This window comes from Pseudomonas sp. Eqa60 (assembly GCF_018326405.1).
Taxonomy (GTDB): Bacteria; Pseudomonadota; Gammaproteobacteria; order Pseudomonadales; family Pseudomonadaceae; genus Aquipseudomonas; species Aquipseudomonas protegens.
Map to the genome: position 1 here is coordinate 3252395 of NZ_AP024342.1, position 24260 is coordinate 3276654.

At 66.5% G+C, this 24260-nt stretch carries 21 protein-coding genes; 14 read left to right on the plus strand and 7 right to left on the minus strand.

The annotated features are described in order from the left end of the window. Window positions 1-2 precede the first annotated feature (2 nt). From KI242_RS14960 to KI242_RS15000, 9 genes are all read left to right on the plus strand, one after another. Window positions 3-1820, plus strand: coding sequence for a MotA/TolQ/ExbB proton channel family protein (locus KI242_RS14960; protein ID WP_212806325.1), 1818 nt, complete (start codon window positions 3-5; stop codon window positions 1818-1820). An 11-nt stretch (window positions 1821-1831) separates the two neighbouring features. Next, window positions 1832-2257 (plus strand): biopolymer transporter ExbD, encoded by a 426-nt coding sequence (locus KI242_RS14965; protein ID WP_011061113.1) that lies wholly within the window; start codon window positions 1832-1834, stop codon window positions 2255-2257. 3 nt (window positions 2258-2260) lie between these two features. Next, complete coding sequence (locus tag KI242_RS14970) at window positions 2261-2977, plus strand: energy transducer TonB (RefSeq protein WP_011061114.1); 717 nt, start codon at window positions 2261-2263, stop codon at window positions 2975-2977. Window positions 2978-3017: 40 nt separating this feature from the next. Then, on the plus strand, window positions 3018-4712 hold the full coding sequence (locus tag KI242_RS14975) for a putative porin (protein ID WP_212806326.1): 1695 nt from the start codon (window positions 3018-3020) through the stop codon (window positions 4710-4712). Between the two features lie 17 nt (window positions 4713-4729). Beyond that, entirely contained in the window at window positions 4730-5377 is a 648-nt protein-coding gene (locus tag KI242_RS14980; protein WP_065363956.1) for a DNA repair protein, read from the plus strand. A gap of 20 nt (window positions 5378-5397) precedes the next feature. Next, window positions 5398-5883: a YbjN domain-containing protein gene (locus KI242_RS14985; protein ID WP_011061117.1), complete on the plus strand. Its 486-nt coding sequence runs from the start codon at window positions 5398-5400 to the stop codon at window positions 5881-5883. Continuing rightward, window positions 5880-6836 (plus strand): peptidylprolyl isomerase, encoded by a 957-nt coding sequence (locus KI242_RS14990; protein WP_011061118.1) that lies wholly within the window; start codon window positions 5880-5882, stop codon window positions 6834-6836. The genes KI242_RS14985 and KI242_RS14990 overlap by 4 nt, the downstream gene beginning before the upstream one ends. 85 nt (window positions 6837-6921) lie before the next feature. Then, window positions 6922-7899, plus strand: coding sequence for a LysR family transcriptional regulator (locus KI242_RS14995; RefSeq protein ID WP_041118052.1), 978 nt, complete (start codon window positions 6922-6924; stop codon window positions 7897-7899). Window positions 7900-8372: 473 nt separating this feature from the next. Continuing rightward, window positions 8373-8885, plus strand: coding sequence for a GNAT family N-acetyltransferase (locus tag KI242_RS15000; protein WP_123473318.1), 513 nt, complete (start codon window positions 8373-8375; stop codon window positions 8883-8885). A 120-nt stretch (window positions 8886-9005) separates the two neighbouring features. Here the strand turns inward: KI242_RS15000 and KI242_RS15005 are convergent, their stop codons facing one another. Next, entirely contained in the window at window positions 9006-9698 is a 693-nt protein-coding gene (locus tag KI242_RS15005; protein ID WP_011061121.1) for an aspartate/glutamate racemase family protein, read from the minus strand. A gap of 78 nt (window positions 9699-9776) precedes the next feature. On the opposite strand from KI242_RS15005, the gene KI242_RS15010 reads away from it, so the two are divergent. Together KI242_RS15010 and KI242_RS15015 are read left to right on the plus strand one after the other, a co-directional pair. After that, window positions 9777-10577, plus strand: a complete 801-nt coding sequence (locus KI242_RS15010) for a helix-turn-helix transcriptional regulator (protein WP_053151399.1) — start codon at window positions 9777-9779, stop codon at window positions 10575-10577. Window positions 10578-10732: 155 nt separating this feature from the next. Continuing rightward, entirely contained in the window at window positions 10733-11224 is a 492-nt protein-coding gene (locus tag KI242_RS15015) for a hypothetical protein (protein ID WP_015635490.1), read from the plus strand. A gap of 48 nt (window positions 11225-11272) precedes the next feature. On the opposite strand, the gene KI242_RS15020 is transcribed toward KI242_RS15015, so the two are convergent. Next, on the minus strand, window positions 11273-11491 hold the full coding sequence (locus KI242_RS15020) for a hypothetical protein (protein ID WP_011061124.1): 219 nt from the start codon (window positions 11489-11491) through the stop codon (window positions 11273-11275). A gap of 62 nt (window positions 11492-11553) precedes the next feature. Then, window positions 11554-12981, minus strand: coding sequence for a cytochrome-c oxidase, cbb3-type subunit I (ccoN, locus tag KI242_RS15025; RefSeq protein ID WP_011061125.1), 1428 nt, complete (start codon window positions 12979-12981; stop codon window positions 11554-11556). Between the two features lie 267 nt (window positions 12982-13248). Here ccoN and KI242_RS15030 point away from each other — a divergent pair, with 267 nt between their 5' ends. Both KI242_RS15030 and KI242_RS15035 read left to right on the plus strand, forming a co-directional pair. After that, complete coding sequence (locus tag KI242_RS15030; protein WP_212806327.1) at window positions 13249-14922, plus strand: nitrite/sulfite reductase; 1674 nt, start codon at window positions 13249-13251, stop codon at window positions 14920-14922. Then, window positions 14919-15413 carry a DUF934 domain-containing protein gene (locus KI242_RS15035; RefSeq protein WP_212806328.1) on the plus strand — a complete coding sequence of 165 codons (495 nt, stop codon included), beginning with the start codon at window positions 14919-14921 and terminating at the stop codon, window positions 15411-15413. Before KI242_RS15030 ends, KI242_RS15035 begins: the two co-directional genes overlap by 4 nt. Before the next feature lie 138 nt (window positions 15414-15551). Here KI242_RS15035 and KI242_RS15040 read toward each other — a convergent pair whose 3' ends face one another. After that, a complete protein-coding gene (locus tag KI242_RS15040; RefSeq protein ID WP_212806329.1) occupies window positions 15552-17909 on the minus strand; it encodes a tetratricopeptide repeat protein in 2358 nt (785 codons plus the stop codon). A gap of 212 nt (window positions 17910-18121) precedes the next feature. Between KI242_RS15040 and KI242_RS15045 the strand changes: the two genes are divergently transcribed. Next, window positions 18122-18793: a DUF3313 domain-containing protein gene (locus KI242_RS15045; RefSeq protein ID WP_011061129.1), complete on the plus strand. Its 672-nt coding sequence runs from the start codon at window positions 18122-18124 to the stop codon at window positions 18791-18793. A 53-nt stretch (window positions 18794-18846) separates the two neighbouring features. Here the strand turns inward: KI242_RS15045 and KI242_RS15050 are convergent, their stop codons facing one another. From KI242_RS15050 to KI242_RS15060, 3 genes are all read right to left on the minus strand, one after another. Next, window positions 18847-19824 (minus strand): DUF3829 domain-containing protein, encoded by a 978-nt coding sequence (locus tag KI242_RS15050; protein ID WP_210456715.1) that lies wholly within the window; start codon window positions 19822-19824, stop codon window positions 18847-18849. Further along, a complete protein-coding gene (locus KI242_RS15055) occupies window positions 19821-21458 on the minus strand; it encodes a J domain-containing protein (protein WP_212806330.1) in 1638 nt (545 codons plus the stop codon). The genes KI242_RS15050 and KI242_RS15055 overlap by 4 nt, the downstream gene beginning before the upstream one ends. A 125-nt stretch (window positions 21459-21583) precedes the next feature. After that, window positions 21584-24091, minus strand: a complete 2508-nt coding sequence (locus KI242_RS15060) for a fused MFS/spermidine synthase (RefSeq protein ID WP_212806331.1) — start codon at window positions 24089-24091, stop codon at window positions 21584-21586. Between the last annotated feature and the right edge of the window lie 169 nt (window positions 24092-24260).

The window sequence follows — 24260 nt, forward strand, 5'->3', positions numbered from 1 at the left end:
ACATGCAACGCTTATTCCTGAGCCTGTTGATCTGCCTGGGCTTCGTGCTCCCGGCCACGGCCCATGCCTGGTGGCAGGACGACTGGCATTACCGCAAGCAGATCAGTGTGGACACCACCCCGCAAGGCGCCGCCATCAATGAAGCTCTGGGCCGCACCGCGTTGCTGGTGCGCCTGCACACCGGCAACTTCACCTTCGACGGGGTCAAGGAAGACGGCGCCGACCTGCGCTTTGTCGCCGCCGATGACAAGACCCTGCTCAATCACCAGATCGAAAGCTTCGACCCGCTGATGGGCATGGCGCTGATCTGGGTCGATGTGCCCAAGGTCGAAGGCGGCCAGCGCCAGGACATCTGGATGTACTACGGCAACCAGAAGGCCCCGAGCACTGCCAACGGCCAGTTGACCTTCGACCCCAGTTACACCGCGATCTACCACTTCGACGGCAGCAACGGCACTCCGGCCAAAGACACCACGGCCTACGGCAACACCACGCAGAACGCCACCGGCGCGGCGATTGACGGGGTCATCGGCCGGGCCTTGCAGTTCAGCGGCCAGCCGCTGTTGCTGCCGGCCAGCCCGTCGCTGCAGCACAACGCCGGCGGCGCCTTCACCTTCAGCGCCTGGGTGCGCCTGGATCAGGCCAGCGGCGAACAACTGCTGCTGGCCCGCCGCGAAGGCGCCGGCAGCCTGCTGATCGGCATCAACCAGGGCATGCCCTTCGTCGAAGTGGACGGCCAGCGCGCCGCCTCCACCCAGCCGCTGAACCCGGGGCAGTGGCAGCACCTGGCCCTGAGCGGCGAGGGCAGCCGGCTGGGGTTGTACGTCAACGGCCGCGAAACCGCGAGCCTGGCCCAAGCCATTCCCACCTTCAATTCGCCATTGGCCATCGGTGCCGATTTGCCGCCGGCCGCCGGGGTCGAGGCCAGCCGCTTCCAGCCGTTCACCGGGGCCCTGGACGAGCTGCGCCTGTCCAAGGTGGCGCGTCCGGCGGCGCTGATCCTGGCCGATGCCAGCGCCCAGGGCGCGGAGTCGAAGCTGGTGGCCTATGGCGTCGATGAAGAACAGTCGGGTTTTGGTTTCGGCAGCCTGGGCTTCCTGCTCAAGGCGGTGCCGGTGGATGCCTGGGTGATCATCCTGGTGCTGGTGGGGATGATGATCCAGTCCTGGGTGATCATGCTGCGCAAGAACCGCATGGTCAGCCGGGTCAGCGCTGCCAATGCGCTGTTTCGCGAGCAGTTCGCCAAGGTCGGCACCCGCCTGGAGATGTTCGCCGACGACCAGGTGCTGGCCAGCCGCCTGGAGCATTCCTCGCTGTGGCGCCTGTACCTGGTGGCGGTGAAAGAAATTCGCACCCGGCGCGAGCAGGGCGCCGATACCTCGTCGGTGTCGGCGGCCACCATCGAAGCCATCCGCTGCTCCATGGATGGCGTGCGCACCCGGGAAAACCAGCAGCTGAGTTCCAAGCTCTCGACCCTGTCCAACGCCATTGCCGGCGGCCCCTACATCGGCCTGTTGGGCACGGTGCTGGGGATCATGGTGGTGTTCCTCGGCACCGCCATGGCCGGTGACGTCAACATCAACGCCATCGCCCCGGGCATGGCCGCGGCCCTGCTGGCCACCGCCATGGGCCTGTTCGTCGCGATTCCGGCGCTGTTTGGCTACAACCGCCTGATCACCCGCAACAAGGAAGTCGGCGCCGACATGCGGGTGTTCGTCGACGAGTTCATCACCCGGCTGGCGGAGCTGCATGGCGAGAGCCAGCACAGCGAGAACGCCCACTGGCGGGTCAGCCACAGCAACGCGTCGGTTCCGGCCTGAGGAGAACTGCCATGGCTTCCGTGAATGCCTCCCATGACGACGAAGACGATGCCGCCGTCGACAGCATCAACATCACGCCCCTGGTGGACGTGCTGATGGTGGTGCTGGTGATGTTCATCCTCACCGCCACCGCCCAGGTCTCGGGCATCCAGATCCACTTGCCCAAGGCCAGTGCCTCGGTGTCGCTCTCCGAGGCCAAGACCAAGGCCATTTCGGTGAACGATGGCGGCCAGGTGTTCCTCGACGCCTACCCGGTGACCCTGGGCGAGCTGGAAGAGCGCCTGCGCATCGAGAAAGCGCAGAACCCGGACTTCCCGATCATCGTCCGCGGCGATGCCACGGTGCAGTACCAGAAGGTCATCGAAGTCCTCGACCTGCTGCGCCGCCTGGAGTTGTCCCAGGTCGGCCTGGTCACCGGCAAACCGAGCCAGGGCTGAGCCATGAGCGCACATCAACCGTTCGAGCTGCCGCCGGTACAGAACAAGCCGCGCGCCCTGCGCCTGCTCAAGTGGGGCGCGGGGCTGCTGCTGGGTGCCGTGGCGGCCTGGCTGCTGTGGCAGTGGGCCAATGACATGGCCGGGGTGCGCCGGGAAGCGCCGAAGGTGCCGACCATCATCCCGCTGCCGCCTCCGCCGCCTCCACCCCCACCGCCGCCGGAGAAACCCAAGGAGCCGGAGCCGGTGGAAGAAAAGATCCCGGAGCCCGAACCCACGCCCACCCCGGAGGAGGTCAAGCCGGAGGAGGAAGCACCACCATCGCCGGCGGACGATCTGGCCAACCCGATGCAGATCGATGGCGACGCCCAGTCCGGCAACGACGGCTTCAACGTCGGTGCCGGCAAGGGCGGCGGCATGGCCGGCGCCGGTGGCGGCGGGCTGGGCACCGGCACCTACAAGCAGTACCTGGCGGCGACCTTCCAGCGCGCGCTGCGCGAAGACCCGGAGTTGCGCAAGAAAGCCTATGCCTTGCAGGTGGACCTGTGGCTGGGCGCCGACGGGCAGGTGACCCGCGCCGAGCTGGCCGGCTCCAGTGGCAACCCCGAGACCGACCAGCAGGTGCTGGCGGCGCTGCGGGCCACGCCGCGCCTGAAAGAGCGCATGCCGGCCTCCCTGACCTTGCCGGTGCGCCTGTCCCTCAAGGGCCGGCGACCGGAATGAGCGAACCCCTATTTGCAGTTTCTACAGGAGTTGTGTGCAGATGATTTCCACCGTGAATCGATTGACCCTGGCGCTCGGCATGGTCGCCCTGACCCTGGCCGGACAGGCCACGGCCGCCGCGGCCGCGCCCTCGGAGAACGCCACGATCAACCTGATCCGTCTGTTGGTGCAGCAGGGGGTATTGAAGCAGGAGCAGGCCGACGGGCTGATCGCCCAGGCCGAGAAAGAAGCCCAGCAGGCCCGCGCGGCCACCGCCGTGGCGGCAACCGGCCCGGCTGCGGCGCCCGGTGATGTGCGAGTGCAATACGTGCCGGCCATCGTCCGCGACCAGATCCGCGATCAGGTCAAGGCCGAGGTCATGGCCACCGCCAAGCAGGAAAACTGGGCCCAGCCCAACACCTTCCCGGACTGGATCTCGCGCATCAGCTTCGACGGCGACATCCGCCTGCGCGACGAGTCGCGGTTCTTCGCCGACAACAACAGCAACGAGGTCGTCGACTACGCCAAGCTCAACGACAGTGGGCCCTACGACGTCAACAAGGACACCAACAGCAAGCTGCCGCCGCTGCTCAACACCCGCGAGGACCGCGACAACCTGTTCCGCCTGCGCGCGCGCCTGGGGATGAAGGCGGTGATCTCGCCGGAATGGACCGCCGGCATCCGCATCGGCACCGGCTCGGACAACAATCCGGTGTCCACCACCCAGACCCTGGGCGGCGGCTTCGGCAAGAAGGACATCTGGCTCGACCAGGGCTACCTGACCTGGAAGGCCACCCAGGACCTGACCCTGACCGGCGGGCGGATCGCCAACCCGTTCTATGCAACCGACATGCTGTACTCCAACGACCTCAATTTCGACGGCGTGGCGGCGATCTTCAACCACAAGCTGAGCAGCAACTGGGGCCTGTTCGGCACCCTCGGGGTGTTCCCGGTGGAGTACACCAACGACACCGCCACCAGCAACGGTTTCGACAAGAACGAGAGCGACACCAAGTGGCTGTTCGGCGGGCAGGTCGGCGCCAACTGGAAGATCAACCGCAGCAACAGCCTCAAGGGTGCCCTGGCCTACTACCGCTTCGACGACATCGAGGGCCAGCGCTCCAGCCCTTGCGCGCCCTGGGCCGGGGCCCCGGGCTGCGACACCGATGGTTCGCGGGTCGCCTTCATGCAGAAGGGCAACAGCGTGTTCCTGCTGCGCGACATCACCCACAACCCGGCCACGCCGGGCCTGACCCCGCAGCCGCAGTTCGTGGGCCTGGCCTCGAAGTTCGACGTGCTCGACCTGAACCTGGCCTGGGACACCGAATTGCCGGACGACCTGCGCCTGCGCAGCCAGACCAACTTCATTCGCAACCTGGCCTACGACAAGGGCGAGATGCTCAAGCGCAGCGAAGGCGAGATCGTCAACAACATCAACAGCCAGGGCCAGTTCGAAAGCGGCGGCAACGCGCTGATGGTGCAGTTCACCCTAGGCAATGCCCTGGAAATGAAGAAGGCCGGGGACTGGAACCTGCTGGCCGGCTACAAGTACATCCAGCCCGACGCCTTGCCCGACGGCTTCAACGACTCCTCGTTCCACCTGGGGGGCACCAACGCCAAGGGTTATTTCCTGGGCGGCAACTATGGCATCGACAAGAACATCTACGCCACGGCCCGCTACATGAGCGCCTCGGAAGTCTACGGGCCGCGCTACGAGGTGGACGTGATGCAGCTTGAACTCAACACGCGCTTCTAAGCGTCAGGAGGAAGGTTATGAACAGCCGAGCGAGGGCAGGGGCGGCGAGCCTGTTGCTGGTCTGGGGCGTGCTGGCCAGTGTCGGCGCCAGTGCCGAAGGCATGGAGGAGCGCCTGCGCACCCAGTTGCGCAGCACCACCCAGCAGCTGCAGGCCCTGCAAAGCGAACAGGCCCAGGCCGCGGCGGCGCGGGTTGCCGCCGAGAACGCGGCCAGGGAGGCCCAGGCCCAGGTCAAGCAACTGACGGCCGAGCTGGCCAAGACCCGCGGTGTGGCAGAGCAGTTGGCCGGCCAGCAGCAGAACCTGCACAACCAGGCCCAGGCCCAGGCGGCCGCCAGCAGCGAGCAACTGGGCAAGTTCAAGAAGGCCTATGAGGACCTGCTGGTGCTGGCCCGGGGCAAGGAAGCCGAACGGGCCAGGTTGCAGGCGCAATTGAGCGAGCGTGACACACAAGTGCAGCAATGTGCGGTCAAGAATCAGCAGATGTACGGCATCGCCAAGCAGATCCTGGCGGCCTACGAAAACATCGACGTGGCCGAGGTGGTGAAAATCCGCCAGCCCTTCGCCGGCAGCGCCCGGGTCAAGTTCGAGGAACTGGCCCAGGGCTTTGGCGACGAGCTTTACCAGACCCAGTTCGACGCCCCGCGGGCGGCGAGCACCCACTGATCACCAGGGAAGAGATGACCATGACCTTGATTAACAGCGTCACCACCGAAAGCCTCACCGACCTGCTGCAAGGCGCCGGCTACCGGGTCAACCAGACCGAACAGAACGGCATCGTGCAACTGCTCAGCGCCAGCCAGGGCATCGGCTACGCCGTGCGCTTCGGTAACCCGGGCAGCGAAGCCGGGCACTACGTGGACTTCACCTACAGCTGCGCGCTGCGGGTGCAGGGCGAATTGCCGGCCGGGCTGGCGGAACTGTGGAACGCCTCACGGCGCTTTGCCCGGCTGTCGCTGCAGGGCGAATTCCTGGTGATGGAGATGGACGTGGTGGTGGCCGGCGTCGGCGAGACCCACCTGCGCAGCCAGCTGGAGCTGTGGGATCGGTTGCTGCAGGAGTTCATCGTCTACCTGCGCGAATACAGCCAGCAGGCGGCCCAGTTGCAGGCCCAGGCCGAAGCGCCCCAGGCGGCGCAAAGCCAACCCCGGGAAGAGGCGGCCACCCTGTGAAAAAGCCCACCCTGGTGGTCGGTGCCGGGGCACTGACCTTGCTCGGCCTGGCGCTGGGCCTGGCCCTGCGCCCGGGCAACGACCCGGTGGCGGCGCAGCAGCCGGCCCCGACCCTGCTGCAACAACAAGTGGCGTCTACGCCCGCCGTGGCGCGCCTGGGCAATCAGCAGGTGGCGGCCGAGGAGCTCAAGCGCCTGTTCGCCAGCCTGCCCGAGGAATCCCGGGGGCAATTGCGCGGCAATCGCCCGGCGCTGGAAGCCTGGATTCGTTCACGGCTGGCGGAAAAGGCCGTGCTGGAGCAGGCCGATGCCCAGGGCTGGCGCCAGCGCCCGGAGGTGGAGCAGCAGACCCGCGCCGCCACCGAACAGATCGTGTTTCGCGACTATCTGCAGTCGGTCAGCCAGGTGCCGGCGGACTACCCCAGCCCGGCGGAGTTGCAGCAGGCCTATGACAGCGGCAAGTCGGCGTGGATGACACCGCCGTTGTACCGGGTCAGCCAGATCTTCCTCGGGGTCGCCGAGCCCCAGGCGGCCGAGCAGGTACGCCGCCAGGCGCAGGAGCTGAGCCGCAAGGCCCAGGCCGCGCCGGGGGAGTTTGCCGCCTTGGCGGCGCAGTACTCCCAGGACCGGGACAGCGCCCAGCGCGGTGGCGACTCCGGCCTGCAGCCCTTGCAGCAACTGCTGCCGGAGGTGCGCAGCGCGGTGGCCCGGCTCAAGGTGGGCGGGGTGTCCGAGGTGGTGCAGAGCGCGGCGGGTTTCCACGTGCTCAAGCTCACCGAACAGCAGCCGGCACGGACCGCCAGCCTGGACGAACTGCGTGATCGCCTGACCCAGGCCCTGCGCGCCCAGCGCCAGGAGCAGATCGCCAAGGCCTACCTGGAAGGCATGCTCAACACTGCGACCCTGAGCATCGATGGCGCGGTGTTGAACCAGGTCCTGGAGGACAAGCTGTAGGAGCTGGCTTGCCAGCGAAGGCGATCCCACGGCCCCGCCGTCCGCCCGCCAAGGAAGCAACACTCAACAAGACAGGGAGTCATCAATGTCATTTCTCGAACCCGCTCCACTCCAGGGCTTTGCGCCATACACCGCGCCCCAGGAACCCCGGGAAGCCTGGCTGGCCCTGGCCGCCGGCATCGAACCTGCGGTGGCCCAGTATTTTCTGGTCAGCGCCCGTTGCGGCTGCTTCATGCAGGCGGCCCGCAGCCTGAATATCAAGGCCACGCTGCTGCGCAAGCAACTGGCGCAGTTGGAGGAGCACCTGCGTCGTTCGCTGTTCTGCTACCAGGGCAATGCCTTGAGCCTGAGCCGCGAAGGCCTGCAACTGCAGGCCCAGCTGATTGCCCTGGCCCACCAGCGGCGGCTGCCGGTGATCGAGCAACCCCTGATCCGCGTGGCCGTGGCGGAAACCATCCTCCACGACATCCTTGGCCGTGACCTGATCGCCTTGCTGCGGCGCAACGCCAGCGCCCGGCTGGAAATCATCTCCATCGACAGCGACCTGTCCCTGCAGGCCCTGAGCGCCGACCTGGTGCTGTGGCTGGCGGCCGAGGATTCACCCCTGCCGGGCCCCAGCTTCGCCACCCGCGAACCCATGCCCCTGGCGCGCATCGACTACCTGCCGCACATCGCCAAGCGCTACTCCCGGGTCGCGGCCCGCCCCGACAGCCTGGACGACCTGGCGGACTACATGCTGGTGCAGTGGCAGCACGACCGTCATATCGAGCCGTTCCGGCCCTGGAACAACCTGGTGGAACAGCGCCTGGCCGGGGTGGTGCAGGTGCATTCCTATGAACTGATGCTGGAGATGATCCGCTGCAGCGCCTGCATTGGCCTGCTGCCGCAGTACATGAGCCGCTTCGACCGCGGCCTCACCGCCTTGCCGGGCCTGTTCGAGGAAAGCATGCAACGCCGCGCCTGGCTGGCGGTCAATGCCCAGGTGGAGCATGAAGAGCAGGTACAGCAACTGGTGGAACTGATCCTCAACACCTTCAGCGAACGCCAGGACTGGTTCGTCTGAACGGACCCGCCCGCTCTTGCAGAGATTCACCCCCGCGCCCACGAGCGGGCACCCACCGCTATTACATGTAGGAGCCGGCTTGCCGGCGAAGGGCCCGCAAATCCTGCGCCGGTTCCGGAAACGCCTTCGCTGGCAAGCCAGCTCCTACCAGGGGCACCCACCGCTATTCCATGTAGGAGCCGGCTTGCCGGCGAAAGGGCCCGCAAGCCCTGCGCCGGTTCCGGAAACGCCTTCGCTGGCAAGCCAGCTCCTACCAGGGGCACCCACCGCTATTTCATGTAGGAGCCGGCTTGCCGGCGAAGGGGCCCGCAAACCCTGCGCCGGTTTCAGATACGCCTTCGCTGGCAAGCCAGCTCCTACGGGTGTGCCTGCGCGACGGTTCCTTGGCGGCGAACGAGCACCATTGCCCTCGTCATCCAGAGGCGCATGCCCGTACACTCGATGGCCACTTCGACTTCAAGGATGACCTCGCCATGCCCAACGCCCATCCCACCATCGTCATCGAGCGGTGCAACGAAGCTCATATCGACGGCCTGACGGCGCTGTACAGCGAACCCAGTGTGGCGGCCCAGACCCTGCAACTGCCTTACCAGTCCCGCGAGTTGTGGCGCAAGCGCGTCGGGCTGGGGCAGGAAAACGAGGGGCTGGTGCCCCTGGTTGCCCTGCACCAGGGTGCGGTGATCGGCAGTTGCAGCCTGCTGCAGGTGGCGCGGGTGCGCCGGGCCCATTGCGCCGATATCGGCATGGGCGTATCCCCGGCCTGGCAACGCCAGGGCATCGGCAGCCGCCTGCTGGCGGCCGTGCTGGAGGTGGCCGACAACTGGATGAACCTGCGCCGGGTGGAGTTGACGGTGTATGCCGACAACCAGGCCGCCATCGGCCTGTACCGCAAGTTCGGCTTCGAAACCGAAGGCCAGTTGCGCGACTACGCCGTACGCGACGGCGGTTATGTCGATGTGCTGAGCATGGCGCGCTTGCGTCGTTGAGACCGGGTTCGTGTAGCCGCTGCCGCAGGCTGAGACCGGCTCCGCAGCAGAGGCAGGGATCCTGTGGCCGCCCGAGGTTTGGCAGGCGATCGCCCTGCAAGGCCCTGCGGGCCTTGACGTTCACTCCAGCAAAGCGAAATCCACCGCCGCCCGGGCATGCAATTCGGTGGTGTCCAACAGGGGCAGGGCGCTGTGCTCGGGCTTGAGCAGCAGGCCGATTTCCGTGCAGCCGAGGATGATCGCCTCGGCACCACGGGCCTGGAGCCCGTCGATCACGTGTTGGTACAGCCGCCGCGAGCTCTCGCTGACAACGCCCACGCACAGCTCCTCATAGATGATGCGGTGCACCGCCTGGCGCTGCGCTGCATCGGGCACCAGCACCTTCAGGCCCTGGTCTTCCAGGCGGCCTTTGAGGAACGCCTGCTCCATGGTGAAGGCTGTGCCCAGCAGCCCCACGCTCAGGGTGCCGGCTGCCTGGGCGGCCTGCACCACGGGGTCGGCAATATGCACAAAGGGCACTCCAATGGCGGCCTCTATTTGCCCGGCGACCTTGTGCATGGTGTTGGTGCAGAGCACCACGCATTCGGCGCCGCCGGCTTCCAGGCGCCGGGCTGCCTCCACCAGGATCGCCGCCGCGTCGTCCCAGCGCCCGGCATGCTGGGCCTGTTCGACAGGCCCGAAGTCGACGCTGTACATTAACAGCCGCGCTGAACGCAGCGGCCCCAGTCGATCGCGAACCTGCTGATTGATCAGGCGATAGTATTCGGCGCTGGACTCCCAGCTCATGCCGCCGATCAGGCCGATGGTGCGCATGGGCAACTCCTCTGTGGTGCGGTTGGGTAAGCCTCAGTTTCACGCCGCCACGGGTGGCGATCTATCAGGAAATTTCACATGCCCCAGGTGCTCGAACATCGCCTGCTGGACGGCCGCCTGCTGCTGCAACTGCTGCCGGCCGCGGCCTACAGCGCCCGCGATCCGGCCCAGTGGCAGACCTTGGGGGTGACCCTGGAACGCCAGCGCGGGGTGCATGCCATCGACTCCGACCGCCGCGAGGATTTCGATACCTGGCCCGGCACCCTGGCCCTGACGCCCGCAGGCATTGAGGTGTTTTCCGAATCCGCCATGGGCGGCGAATACCTGCTGCTGCGCTGGCAGGGCGCGACGCCGCTGGTTCCTGGCCAGCGCCGGATGCAGAGCCCGGGGCATGCCCGCGCCCTGGCCCTGGGGCGCGAAGCCAGGCGCCTGCTGCTGGCGCCCGAGGCCGATGAGCTGGCTCTTGAGCAATGCGCGCTGGCGTTTCTGGGGCTGGCCCAGCCCGGGCGGGCAGCGCCAGCCCGGGCCCCGGAGCTGGGGCAGGTGCTGCAACAGATGGCCGATGAATACGCCCGGCCCCTGTCACTGGCGCAACTGGCCCTGACCTACGGCCACAACGAACTGCGCCTGCTGCGCGACTTTCGTCGTGCTGTAGGCATCACGCCCCATGCCTGGATCACCGAGGTGCGGCTGCAAGCGGCCCGGCGGCTGCTGGAGCACACGGACCTGCCCCTGGCGGCGGTTGCCCAGGACTGTGGTTTTGCCCATCAGTCCCACCTGGGCAGCGCCTTGCGCCAAGCCATCGGCCTGACGCCGCGTCAGTACCGGCTGCAGTTTCAGCGCCGAGCGGCGGATACCCTGGTAACGCCTCGCCAGTGATCGTCGCCAGCGGCCCGCAGGATCATCATCGGTGGGCGCAGCTACAGGGCTCGGCGAGCCGGCGGGCAAACAACTCAACGCCCGACACCGGCATCTGCCATGCTCAGGGCCGGCGACCTGCTGTTCTCAAAGGTCGAAGCCAGGGACACAGCACAATGGACGATATCCAGCAACTGGGCGAGATGCTGCGCCACTACGCGGCCAGTGAAGCCCACAAGAAGCAGCTGTTCGACAGCCAGTCGGTGGTCTGGGCGCGTCGCATTCATCAATTGTTCGGGCAGATCGAAGACTGGCTGGCGCCGGTATTGCTGCCGGACCTGCTGGCGTTGCAACGCGAGCCCTATGTGGCCTTCAGCCCGGCGGTGCCGCTGGAGGTCTCGACCTTCAAGAGCGAGAAGCTGACCATCCATATCGCCGGCAAACCGGTGGAGTTCGTGCCGGATGTGATGGGCCCCCAAGGGCAGATTTCCCTGGCGGTGATCGGCCTGACTGCGGCGCGGCTGGGCAGCGTGTCCCTGGTCGGCGAGGCTTCGGGCGGCTGGCAATGGCGCAAGACCAACGGCTTGAAGGACCCTGACGTCTTTGCCTTTGACGGCAATTTCCTCGCCGCTCAGTTGCAGAGCCTGATCCCCCGCGAGCGCGCCTGACCCGGCCAATACCCCCACTGTAGGAGCTGGCTTGCCAGCCAAAGCGCTCTACATATCCAGGTTTATCCAACCCGGCTTGGCTTCCTCCGGCGCCACGGCGTTGATTTTCTTGCCCGTGGCCAGCTCCACCCGGCGGGCTACGTCGGGGTCGTCGGCGAAGGGGATCAGGCTGGCGTCGTCCAGGCTCTTGGCACTCTGGTGACGCAGGCAGTACTCGATGCAGAGGTAGAGAAACGCCACCCCCAGCAGGTTGAGCAGTATATCCATGGGTTTTCAGGCTCCCTGAAACGCAACACGCCGGCCACGGGGGCCGGCGTGGGGCAGGTGGGTCAGGCGATCCGGGCGTCGCTCAGCGCCAGGCGCTCATCGGCAACGCGCACGGTGCGCCAGGTGTTGTAGGCCATCAGCAGCATGCCGCTGAGGAAGAACACGCCGCCGGCGAAACGCACCACGAACCCCGGATGGCTGGCCACCAGGGCCTCGACGAAGGAGTAGGTGAGGGTGCCGTCTTCGTTCACCGCGCGCCACATCAGGCCCTGGGTGATGCCATTGACCCACATCGAGGCGATGTACAGCACGGTGCCGATGGTGGCGAGCCAGAAGTGCAGGTTGATCAGCGGCACGCTGTACATCTGCTCGCGGCCGAAGACCTTGGGCACCATGTGGTAGATGGCCCCGAAGGTGATCATCGCCACCCAGCCCAGGGCACCGGCGTGTACGTGGCCGATGGTCCAGTCGGTGTAGTGGGACAGGGCGTTGACGGTCTTGATCGCCATCATCGGGCCCTCGAAGGTGGACATGCCGTAGAACGCCAGGGACAGCACCAGGAAGCGCAGGATCGGGTCGGTGCGCAGCTTATGCCAGGCCCCGGAGAGGGTCATCATGCCGTTGATCATGCCGCCCCAGCTCGGGGCCAGGAGGATCAGCGACATGGCCATGCCCAGGGACTGGGCCCAGTCCGGCAGCGCGGTGTAGTGCAGGTGGTGCGGGCCGGCCCAGATGTACAGGGTGATCAGCGCCCAGAAGTGCACGATGGACAGGCGATAGGAGTACACCGGGCGCCCGACTTGCTTGGGCACGAAGTAGTACATCATCCCGAGAAAGCCCGTGGTCAGGAAAAAGCCTACGGCGTTGTGCCCATACCACCACTGGACCATCGCGTCGGTGGCCCCGGAATACACCGGGTAGGACTTGAACCAGTCCACCGGGATCGACAGGTGGTTGACCACGTGGAGCATGGCGATCACCAGGATGAAGGCGCCGAAGAACCAGTTGCCGACGTAGATGTGCTGGCTCTTGCGCCGCACCACGGTGGTGAAGAACACAATCGCGTAGGCGACCCAGACCACCGCCATCCACACCGCGCCGGCGAATTCGATCTCGGCGTATTCCTTGGTGGTGGTGTAGCCCAGGGGCAGGGTGATCAGCATGATCACGATCACCGACTGCCAGCCCCAGAAGGTGAAGGCGGCCAGGGTGTCGGAGTACAGCCGCACCTGGCAGGTGCGCTGGACCGCGTAGTAGCTGGCGGCGAACTGCGCGCTGCCGGCGAAACCGAAGATCACAAGGCTGGTGTGCAGCGGCCGCAGCCGGCCGAAGGTGCTCCAGGGCAGGTCGAGGTTCATCTCCGGCCACACCAGCTGCGAGGCAATCCACACCCCCATGGCCATGCCGATCACGCCCCATACCACTGTTGCGACGACGAATTGGCGAACCACCTTGTAGTTGTAGGCCTGTCCGATTGTTGCTGAGTTCATGGTCAATGCTTCCACGGTTGCAAAGTCTTGCCAGGCCACCCGGTCTGGCACGGGGTGCACTGTAGGAATCAGCGGGGAAACAAAACAGGCTCAGAAAAACCACATTAATACGGATCAGATTTTCCTCATGCCTACGGTGGTGCAGCCTTGGCTGATATGGTTTTTTAGTTTTTACCTGAATCTGTAACGCTCTGCGCCGTACGCGCATAGTCGCCCCCTCACAACACGCGCCGTTTAGAGCACGATCAGCTTCGATGAGGTAGGGACATGTATCAGTACGACGACTATGACCGGGCCCTGGTGCTTGAGCGGGTGGCGCAGTTTCGCGACCAGGTCGAGCGCTTCATGGGCGGCCAACTGAGCGAGGAGGAGTTCCTGCCCCTGCGCCTGCAGAACGGCCTGTATATGCAGAAGCACGCCTACATGCTGCGGGTGGCGATTCCCTACGGCACCCTCAGCGCCCGGCAGATGCGTACCCTGGCCAGCATCGCCCGGGACTTCGACCGCGGCTACGGCCACTTCACCACCCGGCAGAACCTGCAGTTCAACTGGATCGAGCTGGCCCAGGTGCCGGACATCCTGCAGCGCCTGGCCGAGGTGGAGATGCATGCCATCCAGACCTCCGGCAACTGTGTGCGCAACATCACCACCGAGGCCTTTGCCGGGGTCGCCGCCGATGAGTACCTGGACCCGCGTCCCCTGGCGGAGATCCTGCGCCAGTGGTCCACCATCAACCCGGAATTCCTGTTCCTGCCACGCAAGTTCAAGATCGCCATCTGCTCGGCCAAGCAGGACCGCGCGGCGATCATGATGCATGACATCGGCCTCTATCTTTACCGCGCCCGCAGCGGCGAAATGCTCCTGCGCGTGATCGTCGGCGGGGGCCTGGGGCGCACGCCGATCCTTGGCCTGCAGATTCGCGACGGATTGCCCTGGCAGCACCTGCTGTCCTACGTCGAGGCGGTGCTGCGGGTCTACAACCGCTACGGCCGGCGTGACAACAAGTACAAGGCGCGGATCAAGATCCTGGTCAAGGCCCTGGGCATCGAGGCCTTCGCCAAGGAAGTGGAGGAGGAGTGGCAGCACCTCAAGGATGGCCCGGCGCAGCTCACCGAGGACGAATTCCAGCGGGTGGCCAGCGCCTTTGTGCCGCCGATCTACGAGCGCCTGGCGGACACCGATCTGGATTACGGCAGCCACCTGGCCGAGTCCCCGGCCTTCGCCCGCTGGGTGGCGCGCAATGTGCACCCGCACAAGGTGCCGGGTTATACCTGCGTGGTGCTGTCCACCAAACCGGGGCCAAGCTCGCCGCCGGGGGACGTCACCGGTCAGCAGATGGACGCGGTGGCCGACTGGTCCGAGCGCTTCGGCTTTGGCGAAATCCGTATTGCCCATGAACAGAACATTGTCCTGCCGGATGTGCCCAAGTCGCAGCTGTTCGAGCTTTGGCAGTGTGCCAGCGAACACGGTCTGGGCACCGCCAACGCGGGCTTGCTGACCGACATCATCGCCTGCCCGGGCGGTGACTTCTGCGCCCTGGCCAACGCCCGGTCGCTGCCGATTACCCTGGCCATCCAGCAGCGCTTCGACGACCTGGACTACCTCCACGACCTGGGGGACATCAGCCTGAACATTTCCGGCTGCATGAACGCCTGCGGCCATCACCACATCGGCAATATCGGCATCCTCGGCGTCGACAAGAACGGCAGTGAGTGGTTCCAGGTCACCCTGGGCGGGGCCAAGGGCCGTGACAGCGCCCTGGGCAAGGTGATAGGCCCGTCCTTCAGCGCCGAGGAAATCCCCGAAGTGATCGAACGCATCATCGCCACCTTCGTACGCTACCGGGAAAGCGACGAACCCTTCGTCGAGACCCTGCAGCGCATCGGCCTGGAGCCGTTCAAGGAGCGGGTCTATCCCAAGGCCGTGGAGGCGCTGGCATGAACAACCTGCTGCGTTTGCACGAAGGCGAAGCCCAACTGGTGGAAGACGATGCCTGGAGCCTGGTGCGCGGGGTCGACGACGCATTGCCGGACGGGCCGCTGATTCTGCCCCTGGCCCTGTGGCTGATGCGCCGCATCGAGCATCACCCGGCCCGGGACGGCGTATGGATAGGCCCGGATGACGAAGTGGAAAGCCTCAAGCCCTGGCTCAAGCTGATCCCGCTGATTGCCGTGGACTTCCCCAGCTTTCGTGATGGCCGGGGTTACAGCCAGGCCTACCTGCTGCGCACTCGCCTGGGCTGGATGGGCGAATTGCGAGCGATTGGCGATGTGCTGCGCGACCAGTTGAGCCATATGCGCCAATGCGGTTTCGACAGCTTTGCCGTGCGTGAAGACAAGTGCGCGCTGGACGCACTCAAAGGGTTGGCGGGGATGAGCGTGCTGTATGGCCGCTCGGTGATCGAGCCGCGGCCGCTGTTTCGTCGGCGCTGAAGGTGGCGCGCGGTTGCGCTGGTTAATGTAATTTCTAGAATAAATAGTCGTTTAAAATCAATAGATTAAAATTGATAGTTAATCTTGTTTGATTGGTTTTAGGGGGCTCGGGTAACCGAGCCTTCCTTGCCACCCTACCTATTGCAACGCCGGGTCCCCGGGGTTGAGCTGCTTCCATTGCTGCATCAGTGCCTGGGCCTTGGGTTCCTGGCCGCTCTCCAAGTAGTACTGGATCAGGCTCAGGCGCGCATTGCGCTGGGTCGGCTGGCGCTGCAGCAGGGCTTGCAACTGACGGTTGGCAGCGTCCTGCTGGCCACTGTCGTGCAGGGCCACTGCCAGCACATAGGCGTACTGAGCATTCTGCGGTTCCAGCTCGGCGGCCTTTTTCAAGGCGGCCATGGCCCGGGCAGTGTCGCCCCCACGAATCAGGCTCAGGCCCCGGGTGTGTTGCAGCAGCGCCGACTCCGGGTGCTGTTGCAGGGCCTGGGCCAGCAGTTGCTGCGCCTCCTGGCTGCGGCCATTGGCTTCCAGCCACTGTCCCAGGGTTACCAGGGCCGGGAAGAAGTCGCTGTCGCGGCGCAAGGCTGCGCGCAGGTAGGGTTCGACCTCGGCACCGCGCCCGCTGGCCTGGTAGAGCATGGCCAGGTTGAGGTTGGCTTCGGCCCGCTCCACGAGGCTCAACTGCACCGCTTCATATTCGCCAAGGGCTTTGTCCCAGGCCCCTTGAACCGGGCCCAGGCCACTGCGCGCGGCGCCCAGCAGATCGCGAGCCGCGGTGATCCGCACGGCCTTGACCGGGTCTTGCAGCAGGGGCACCAGCAGCGGGCCACGTTCGGCTGGCGGCACCAGGGCGCTGGTGGCTCGCACCGCGCTTTCGCGCACCTGGGGGTCCGCATGCCCGAGGGCCTGGGTAGCCAGTTGCAGTGCCTGGGCATTGGGATAGTTGGCCAGCTCGGCCAGCAGGGTGGCACGCCGGATCGGTGGCAGATCGCTGCGCTGCAGTTGTTCCTGCAACGCCTGGGCTGCCCCTGGGTGGCCGCCGCGGATCAACCACAGGCTGTCGTCGTAGCGCGGTGGCTGGGGTGGGCTGTTGGCGGTCCATAACTGGAACTGCCGGCTGATGCGTTCGCCGGCCTGTTGCCCCTGGTGGCAGCTCAGGCAGGCATCGGCCGTGCCAAGCTTCTGCGCCCGCAGCGGGTTGGGCAGGCTGAAGCTGTGGTCATGGCGATAGTCATTGCCCATGTAGACCTTGCCCGGCATGTGGCAGTCCACGCATTGCGCACCGGGCTGGCCGGGGGTGTGCCGGTGATGGTCGGGGGAATCGTAATCCTTGGCCTGCAACCCGCGTCCGTCGATGCCGGCTGCCGCGCTCGTGCCGGCGGGGTTGTGGCATTGCAGGCATACGGCGTTGCCCGGGGCCCTGAGCTGGGTGCTGTGGGGGTTGTGGCAATTGCTGCAGCGCACCCCCTTGTCGAACATCTTGCTCTGGGCGAAGGAGCCGTATTCGAACACCTCGTCCTTGATCTTGCCGTCCAGGGCGTACAGCTCCCGGGTCAGGGCGCTGGGCAGGTAGTCATCCATCAGGCGCTGGCCGACGTGGTAGCCGTCGCCCAGGGGCGCGCGCCGCGCGTGGCAGCGGGCGCAGGTCTCAATCTCCTGGGTGGCGCTTGCGGCCTTGAGGTCCACGGCGAAGCCGGCGTTGGCCAGGGTGGCCTTGCTGGCCGTGGCCTGCAGGTGGTTGGAGGCCGGGCCGTGACAGGCCTGGCAGCCAACGCCGAGGCTGTTCCAGTGGCTGTCGAAACGTTCCTGGCTGGCGCTGAAATTGCGCTGGTAGCCGGTGGTGTGGCATTCCACACACATGAAGTTGGCGTTCTGGCTGGGCTTGCTCCAGTGCAGCGGGTTCTTGAAGTTAACGCCCTGGCCCGGATACAGGTGGAACCACTGCTGCTTGCGGGTATCCCAGGCCACGCCCAGGGCTTGCAGGCGCCCCTGGCCGACCTCGATCAGGTATTGCTGCAAGGGCTCAATGCCGAAGGTGTAGGCCACCTTGAAGTCCGCGGGCCTGCCGTCGGCGCCGGGGGTGTTGACCCAGAACTCGGCCCCGCGGCGAAACAACCGGGTGCTTTCGCCTTCGGCCTTGAAACGCTGTTCATTGAAATTGCCCAGCACCGTCTGCGGGTTGGCCTCTTGCATTGCCAGTTGATGGTGCGAGCCTTGCCAGTCCCTGGCCTGGGCCTGGTGGCAGCCCTGGCAGGCCTGCTCATCGACGTACTGGGCGGCTGGTAGCGCCGGCACGGCCTTGGGCTGGGCGGGGGGCGGGGCCGCAGCCACCTGCGGCGCCGCCAGCCGGGGCGGTTCGGCCAGCAGGAACCAGGCGAGCCCGCCGAGCACCAGCAGCAACAGCAGGGCGCCGAAGGGGAACAGGTAGCGGTGGGGCGAAGGTGCAGTTGAAGCAGGGGGTGTCGGGCGTGGGTTATTCTTCTTCGGCTTGGGCATTGCGACGTCCGTATCCAGAATGCGGTGCCTTGATCGGCACTCTCAGGCTCGATGGAGCTTTGACGGCAGCTGCCGGTCTGTCAAATCCGGGCTGTGAATCAGCCCGCAAGCCGTGACAAACAACCCGCGCCGGCGGGGCAAAGCGCCGGCTTTTGGCTATACCTTAATTTCCCCTAGCCAGTCCCTGGCTGCTGCACCTACAGGAGTTACACATGAAGCTTGCTCTGACCCTCAGCACGCTGTGCCTTGCCACCCTCGGGATGGTGGGCTGTTCCAGCAAAGTGCCCCAGCCTGACGAGTACTCCGGGTTTCTCAGCGACTACAGCCAGCTCAAGGAAGCCAAGTCACCCTCCGGCGTGGAGGTGATGCGCTGGATCGATCCCAAGCTCAAGCTGAGCAACTACAGCAGCGTGTACATCGAACCGACCCAGTTCTACCCGCAGCCGCAGCCGACGGCGAAGATCCCCCAGAGCACCCTGACCGCCATCACCCGTTACTACGACCAGGCACTGCAGCGCGAGGTGAGCAAATCCCTGCCACTGGCCACCGGCCCGGGCCCGGGAGTGATCGTGGTGCGCGCGGCGATTACCGCAGTCACCAGCAAGACCGAGGGCCTGAAGCCCTATGAAATCATTCCCGTGGCCCTGGTGGCGGCGGCGGTGAGCACCGCCAGTGGCATCCGCGACCAGGAAACCACCCTGGCCACCGAGGCGGCGTTCCTGGATGGCAGCACCCACGCGGTGATTGCCGAAGTGGTCCGCAAAGGCACCGGCAAGCCCCTGGAAAACGACACCCAGGTGATGCAGGCCAGCGACGTGAAGAACGTCATCGACGGCTGGGCCTATGACATGCACCAGTCCTACCTGCAACTGAAGAAAAAGTGACGGACCGTTGATGGCCGCGGCATCTTGAAAGGTGCCGCGGCCATCGTTCGGTTTCAGTACTGGCTGCGCGCCAGTTTGTTGTAGTGGTAGAGCATCTGGTCGTAACCCTGGGTCACTGCGTGGTAGTCGTCGCTCAGGCGTTGCGGCTCGGCATGTTGCTGCCAGTCGCGGTGCAGGGTGTCCAGCGCCTTGAGGTACTGTTCGCCGGGCTGGGCGATCAGTTGCCAGAGGTACAGCACCTGCTCGGTGTTCTTGTCCGGCTGGCCTGTTTTCAGGTACTGCTGCCGAGCGTCCCAGGTCTGGCGCAACTGCCGGGTGACCTGCGCCAGTTGGTCCGGGGTCAGGCTTTGCTGGCGTACGCCTGCCTCGACAAATTCCACGGTGCTGCGGGCCTGGATCATGTAATCGAGCAATGCCCAATGGGCATTGCGCCCCAGGCGTTGCTCCAGGCGCAGCAGTTGCTGGCTGCGCGGTTCGATATCCAGGGCCGGGAGCAGCCGGCGCACGGCATTGGAAGCTTCCAGGTAAGCCTCGCTCTGTTGCGCCAGTTGGCGGGCAAACTCATCCAGTTGCGCCTCGGTCAGGGGCCGCCCGATGCCCATTTTGCGCATGAAGGAATCCTTGGTCAGGGCCGCGAAGGGCCCGAGCACTTGCAGATAGCGCACGGTGGCGGGGAGCAAAGGGCTGTCCGGCGCCAGGACCTGCAACTTGTCGGTGATCCTGCCGGGGCAGTTGAGGCGGTACAGTGCGTCGATGTCCTGGTGGCTGTAGGCATACAGGTCGTAGGCTTCGGGCGCCTTGGCCCGGGGCGCACCCTCGGTCATGAAGGCCTGGTGGGCCAGGCGCCAGGGCACATCCACCTGGTTCATGCAATTGACGATCGGCGCCAGGGCATTGGCCTGGGCGGTGCTCGGGCTGTCCTGGTGGTCCAGCCACAGGTCGAGGCGCCCCAGGGGCTTGCTGGCCCCGGCCAGGCCGACCAGCGTCAACCCCAGAACCAGGCTGATGGGCAGCAACCAATTGGGGTTCATGGCTGCCCCTCCTGGCCGTACCACTGGCGGGCGGTGGCCGGGGCCGCGCAGCCCTCGGCATTGGCGGGCATGCGCGCGCACAGGCGTTCGCTCCATTGCTGCAGGCCCTGGTTGGGGTTGAGCGTGCGCTGGCTGGTGAACAGCTGGAGGCTGCCCAGGCCTGCCACCAGCACCATGCAGCCCAGGCCGATCAACAGCCGCCGGCGCCAGGGAGCGGGTTTTTCCCAGGAAGCCTGGGCCTTGAGTTCGCGGCGCCGCAGGCTCGCCACCCCCAGCAGCACGGCCAGGTAAGTGGCGGCGCTGACCGGGCCGCAGAAATATCCCAGGGCACCGCTGATCAGCAGGGCCGGCAGCAGGTCGCGCAGGACCAGCACCTCACGGTCCGGGTCGAGCCAGTGCGGCAGGCGTGCGCCGAGTGCCTGGTCGCGTACCCAGAGGCGGTGAGCCAGAGGCTGCCAGAGCCACCCCAGCAGGGCCCCGGCGCCGGCAAAACAGGTGCTCCAGAACAGCGTCACGCCGATGATTTCCCCCAGGCTGCCGGCTTGCGGCGCATAGCGGGCCACGGCCCCCGCCAGACAGGCGAGGACAATGCCCAGGTACATGGGCCAGGCGTTGAAGGCGAACTCCCAGTCGCGCCAGAAGAACGGCGTGCCGCCGGGCATGCCGGCCGATACCTCGGGGTGATTGGCGTGCAGCCGCGAGCTCAGTTGGCGGCAGCAGGCCCAGTCATCGGGGCGCAGGCGCCGGGCGAAGTTGCGCCGGCGGGTGAAACTGATGGGCGCCAGCAGCAGGTAGGCGGCGCGCTGTTGCGGGCTGGCCGGCGCCTGGGTGGCCAGGGCCTGCTGGCGGGCAATGAATACCGGTGCTTCGTCACGGGCTTTGAGGCGCTCCCATTCCAGCGCCGGACAGGCGTTGTCCGCACCGTTGTGCCAGCCCTGGCCGGCACACACCGCGGCGAACCCCTGGCTGGACCAGTAGGGGCTGTTGAGCAGCAGCTCCACCAGTTGCAGGTTGAACCACTGGCCCTGGTCCAGGCTGTTCAGCCAGGGCTGCTGCTGGCGTTGCGCGTAGGCCTGGAGCAGAGCCTGGTCGTCGCGCTGGGCCAGGGCTTCCTGCAGGGGCTGCAAGAGCTTTTCCTGGCACTGTTCCAGCAATGCATCGATCAGGTATTCCGGCAGTTCCAGGCGCTGCCAGGCGCTGAGCCAGTGGAACGTGGCAAAGGCCCAGGCCAGCAGCTGTTGCGATTGGTCCGGGCGTTCCACGCAGTGGCGCAACAGGCCCAGCTCGAACTCCAGCAGGCAGTCGCTCTGGATCGCCTGCTGATAGCGCAGGTCCAGTTGCTCGATGCGGATGCCCTCCAGCAAGGGGGCGACTCGCTGCGCCGGCGACAGCGGCTTTGGGCCCTGCGGCGCCTGCCCGGCCAGCGGCACCGGATCTTCGTCCGAATGTAGATCCTGCTCCTGCATGCCCAGCCACCGGGCTTGCTCCAGCGCCGATTCATAGGCTTCGCGCAGGCGCTGGAACGCCACCGGGTCTTCATCCGGGCGGGTCTGCTTGAGCAGCCTGGCGTAGTGGCGTTTGATGGTGCGGGTATCGGCGGTGGCCGGCAGGCCGAGCAGGGTCCAGCAACTCATTGGGCGGTACGACTCCATGAAAGACCGCCGCGCCCGGGCAGTGGCGCGCTGAAACTGCGCACCCTACCGGTTTCCTGAAAAAAAGTCCCAGGCCGCATGCAACGGCCCGGGATGGGCGCTTCAGCTCACTGGCCGACGAACCAGCGGTAGTAGGGGTTGCCGCCATCCACCTGGAGCAGTTCGCGGATCTCCCGGGCCCAGGCTTCGCGGTCGCCATCATAGGCGTGCAGGCTTGCGCGGTAGAACTGCATCAGGTTGCGGCTTTCCTGGTTCATCCGCTGGCGAAACTCGGGGCTGACATTCACCAGCACCGGTGGATGGCGCAGGTTCAGCAGCTCCGGCAGAACCCGGTTGATCTCCCGTGGCCGCACCCAGGGTGCGTACTCGATGCGCGGCCGGTCATCGGTGACCGCCGGGGCATCGCCGGCAAAGCGCTGCAGGCCGTCGCGGTCGCTGACCCAGGTGGCCAGCAGCGCCTGGGCGGAATTGACTCCGACTTCCCCCAGGGCGCTGCGCACGTTGTCCTGGGCAAAGCGCCGCTCGATCCTGGCCGCATCCAGCTCGATGGGGTCCGGGGAACCCACCAGCAGCATCTCGTGGAACTCGCTGGTCCACAGGGTGGCGTAGGGGAAGACCTCGAGGAAGCTCTGCACCAGGGCGCGGGAGTCTTCGGTGTTCTGGGTCGGCAGGGGCAGCCACTGGGCCACCAGGCCCTGGGTGTTGAGGCGCCGCGCGGCCAGTTGGTAGAAGTCCCGGGAGTACAGGTTGACCACCCCGGCAGCGGAGGGCGGCGGCGGTTCCAGGGTGATCAGGTCATAGTTCTGCGGGCTGCGCAGCAGTTCCTGGCGCCCGTCCTGCAGGCGGATCTGAATGCCCGGGTCGCTGGCGGCATTGAAGTTGCCCTGGAACAGCGGCGCGGCGTCCAGTACCGCCGGTAGCAATTCCGCCACCACCCGCTGTTCCAGCCCCGGGTAGCGCAGCAGGGCCCCGGCGGTGATCCCGGTGCCGAAGCCGATCACCAGCGCCGAGCGCGGCTCGCCGTTGTGGATCAGCAGCGGCAGCAGGGCCTGGATGCGCATGTAGCGCAGTGACGGCATGGCATCGCCGGTGTTCGACACGCCCTGGATATACAGGCGATGGAAGCGCCGCTCGGGCTGGCCCTGGGTCACCACCGCCACCGTGGCGCCGCGGCCTTCCTGGTAGAAACTCAGTTCGGCGTGGCGGGCCCCGGGCAGGAGTTGCGCCAGGCGCTGGGGCGGGGTCAGCAGGGCCACGGCCAGGGACAGCAGCCCCAGGGCAACCACCCCCTGGCGCCGGCCCTTGTTCACCCCGGGGCCCTGGCGCACGGCAAGCAGGCCCACCAGCGCTGCGATCAGCGCCAGCAGCCCCAGGGTGCGCACCAGCCCCAGCCAGGGGATCAGCACGAAGCCGCACAGGGCCACGCCAATGATCCCGCCCAGGGTGTTGCAGGCCAGCACGGCGCCAACGTCGCGGCCCACTGCGCGGCCGTCACAGCACAGGCGCAGGGCCAGGGGGAAGGCCGCCCCCAGCAGCAGGGTGGGCACGAACACGATGCACAGCGCGGCCACGGCAAAGCGCCCGCTCATGCCCAGCAGCGGGCTGCCCCCCAGGCTGAGGATGAGGGCTTCGACCTGGGTCTGGGCGAGGATCAGCCAGCGCCCCAGCAGCGCCATTTCCAGCAGGGCCAGCAGCCCGGCACCGGCAATCAGCAGGCCGAACAGGCCCCAGGGGTCCCGCACCCGGTCGGCCCGCGGGGCCATCAGGCTACTGCCCAGGAACAGCCCGCCCAGGTAGGTGGCCAGGACTACCGCAAAGGCGTAGGTGCGGGTGCTCATGAACGGCACGATGGACTGCGACCAGACCACCTCGTAGCCCAGGGCCACGCCGCCGGCGAGGCTGTACAGCAGCAGGGCCAGGCGTGCCGGCCGCGGGTTGCGGGCCAGCTTTACCGGCGCGCTGGCGGGCAGGGCCTGCTGTTGTTGCAGGGCCAGGGCACCGAGGGCCGCCAGCAGGTTCAGCAGCGCGGCGGCCAGGGCGCTGCCGCGCACGCCGAGGGTGGCAATCAGCACAAAGGCGCTGAGCAGGGTGCCGGCAATTGCCCCGGCGGTGTTGGCTGCGTACAGCCTGCCACCGGCGCGGCCCAGTTGCCCCGGGTCGGTCGCCAGGGCTCGCACCAGCACCGGCAGGGTGCCGCCCATCAGCACCGCCGGTGCGCCCACCAGCAGCAGTGGCAGGCCCCAGGCCAGCAGGCCCAGGTGCAGGGCCAGTTCAGCGAAGGGTGCGGCGGCGCCGGCCAGGGCCAGGGTCGCGCCCACGGCCGTCAGCGCCACCAGCAATTCCAGCAGCGCGTACAGGCGCCAGGGATTGGCCACCCGGTCGGCCAGGCGGCCGAACAGCCAGCCGCCCAGGGCCAGCCCGGCGAAGAAGGCGCTGATACCAGTGGTGATGGCATAGACCTCGACCCCCACCACCAGGGACAGTTGCTTGATCCACAGCACCTGGAAGATCAGCGCCGCAGCGCCGGAGACAAATAACAGCAGTGCCGGAAACCACTGCGCGCGGGTATCGAGGCTGTGGCTGGCAAGGTGTGGCCGCGAGAGGGGAGAACTCATGTTCCATGGCCTTATGCAGAAATCGAAATGCCCTACGGATGGGCAGGTGCCGGAGTCCCGGCGAATGCGGACTCAAGCGTAGTACAAGACTGGCGGACGTCTTCGTCGGCAAGCCGACTCCTACAGGGAATATGCGTACCCGCCCGTAGGAGCTGGCTTGCCAGCGAAG

What these genes read in the sequence shown, in the direction of transcription:
- KI242_RS14960 (WP_212806325.1), top strand. Translation starts at nt 3, where the DNA reads ATGCAACGCTTATTCCTGAGCCTGTTGATCTGCCTGGGCTTCGTGCTC.
- KI242_RS14965 (WP_011061113.1), top strand. Translation starts at nt 1,832, where the DNA reads ATGGCTTCCGTGAATGCCTCCCATGACGACGAAGACGATGCCGCCGTC.
- KI242_RS14970 (WP_011061114.1), top strand. Translation starts at nt 2,261, where the DNA reads ATGAGCGCACATCAACCGTTCGAGCTGCCGCCGGTACAGAACAAGCCG.
- KI242_RS14975 (WP_212806326.1), top strand. Translation starts at nt 3,018, where the DNA reads ATGATTTCCACCGTGAATCGATTGACCCTGGCGCTCGGCATGGTCGCC.
- KI242_RS14980 (WP_065363956.1), top strand. Translation starts at nt 4,730, where the DNA reads ATGAACAGCCGAGCGAGGGCAGGGGCGGCGAGCCTGTTGCTGGTCTGG.
- KI242_RS14985 (WP_011061117.1), top strand. Translation starts at nt 5,398, where the DNA reads ATGACCTTGATTAACAGCGTCACCACCGAAAGCCTCACCGACCTGCTG.
- KI242_RS14995 (WP_041118052.1), top strand. Translation starts at nt 6,922, where the DNA reads ATGTCATTTCTCGAACCCGCTCCACTCCAGGGCTTTGCGCCATACACC.
- KI242_RS15000 (WP_123473318.1), top strand. Translation starts at nt 8,373, where the DNA reads ATGCCCAACGCCCATCCCACCATCGTCATCGAGCGGTGCAACGAAGCT.
- KI242_RS15005 (WP_011061121.1), bottom strand. Translation starts at nt 9,698, where the DNA reads ATGCGCACCATCGGCCTGATCGGCGGCATGAGCTGGGAGTCCAGCGCC.
- KI242_RS15010 (WP_053151399.1), top strand. Translation starts at nt 9,777, where the DNA reads ATGCCCCAGGTGCTCGAACATCGCCTGCTGGACGGCCGCCTGCTGCTG.
- KI242_RS15015 (WP_015635490.1), top strand. Translation starts at nt 10,733, where the DNA reads ATGGACGATATCCAGCAACTGGGCGAGATGCTGCGCCACTACGCGGCC.
- KI242_RS15020 (WP_011061124.1), bottom strand. Translation starts at nt 11,491, where the DNA reads ATGGATATACTGCTCAACCTGCTGGGGGTGGCGTTTCTCTACCTCTGC.
- ccoN (WP_011061125.1), bottom strand. Translation starts at nt 12,981, where the DNA reads ATGAACTCAGCAACAATCGGACAGGCCTACAACTACAAGGTGGTTCGC.
- KI242_RS15030 (WP_212806327.1), top strand. Translation starts at nt 13,249, where the DNA reads ATGTATCAGTACGACGACTATGACCGGGCCCTGGTGCTTGAGCGGGTG.
- KI242_RS15035 (WP_212806328.1), top strand. Translation starts at nt 14,919, where the DNA reads ATGAACAACCTGCTGCGTTTGCACGAAGGCGAAGCCCAACTGGTGGAA.
- KI242_RS15040 (WP_212806329.1), bottom strand. Translation starts at nt 17,909, where the DNA reads ATGCCCAAGCCGAAGAAGAATAACCCACGCCCGACACCCCCTGCTTCA.
- KI242_RS15045 (WP_011061129.1), top strand. Translation starts at nt 18,122, where the DNA reads ATGAAGCTTGCTCTGACCCTCAGCACGCTGTGCCTTGCCACCCTCGGG.
- KI242_RS15050 (WP_210456715.1), bottom strand. Translation starts at nt 19,824, where the DNA reads ATGAACCCCAATTGGTTGCTGCCCATCAGCCTGGTTCTGGGGTTGACG.
- KI242_RS15055 (WP_212806330.1), bottom strand. Translation starts at nt 21,458, where the DNA reads ATGAGTTGCTGGACCCTGCTCGGCCTGCCGGCCACCGCCGATACCCGC.
- KI242_RS15060 (WP_212806331.1), bottom strand. Translation starts at nt 24,091, where the DNA reads ATGAGTTCTCCCCTCTCGCGGCCACACCTTGCCAGCCACAGCCTCGAT.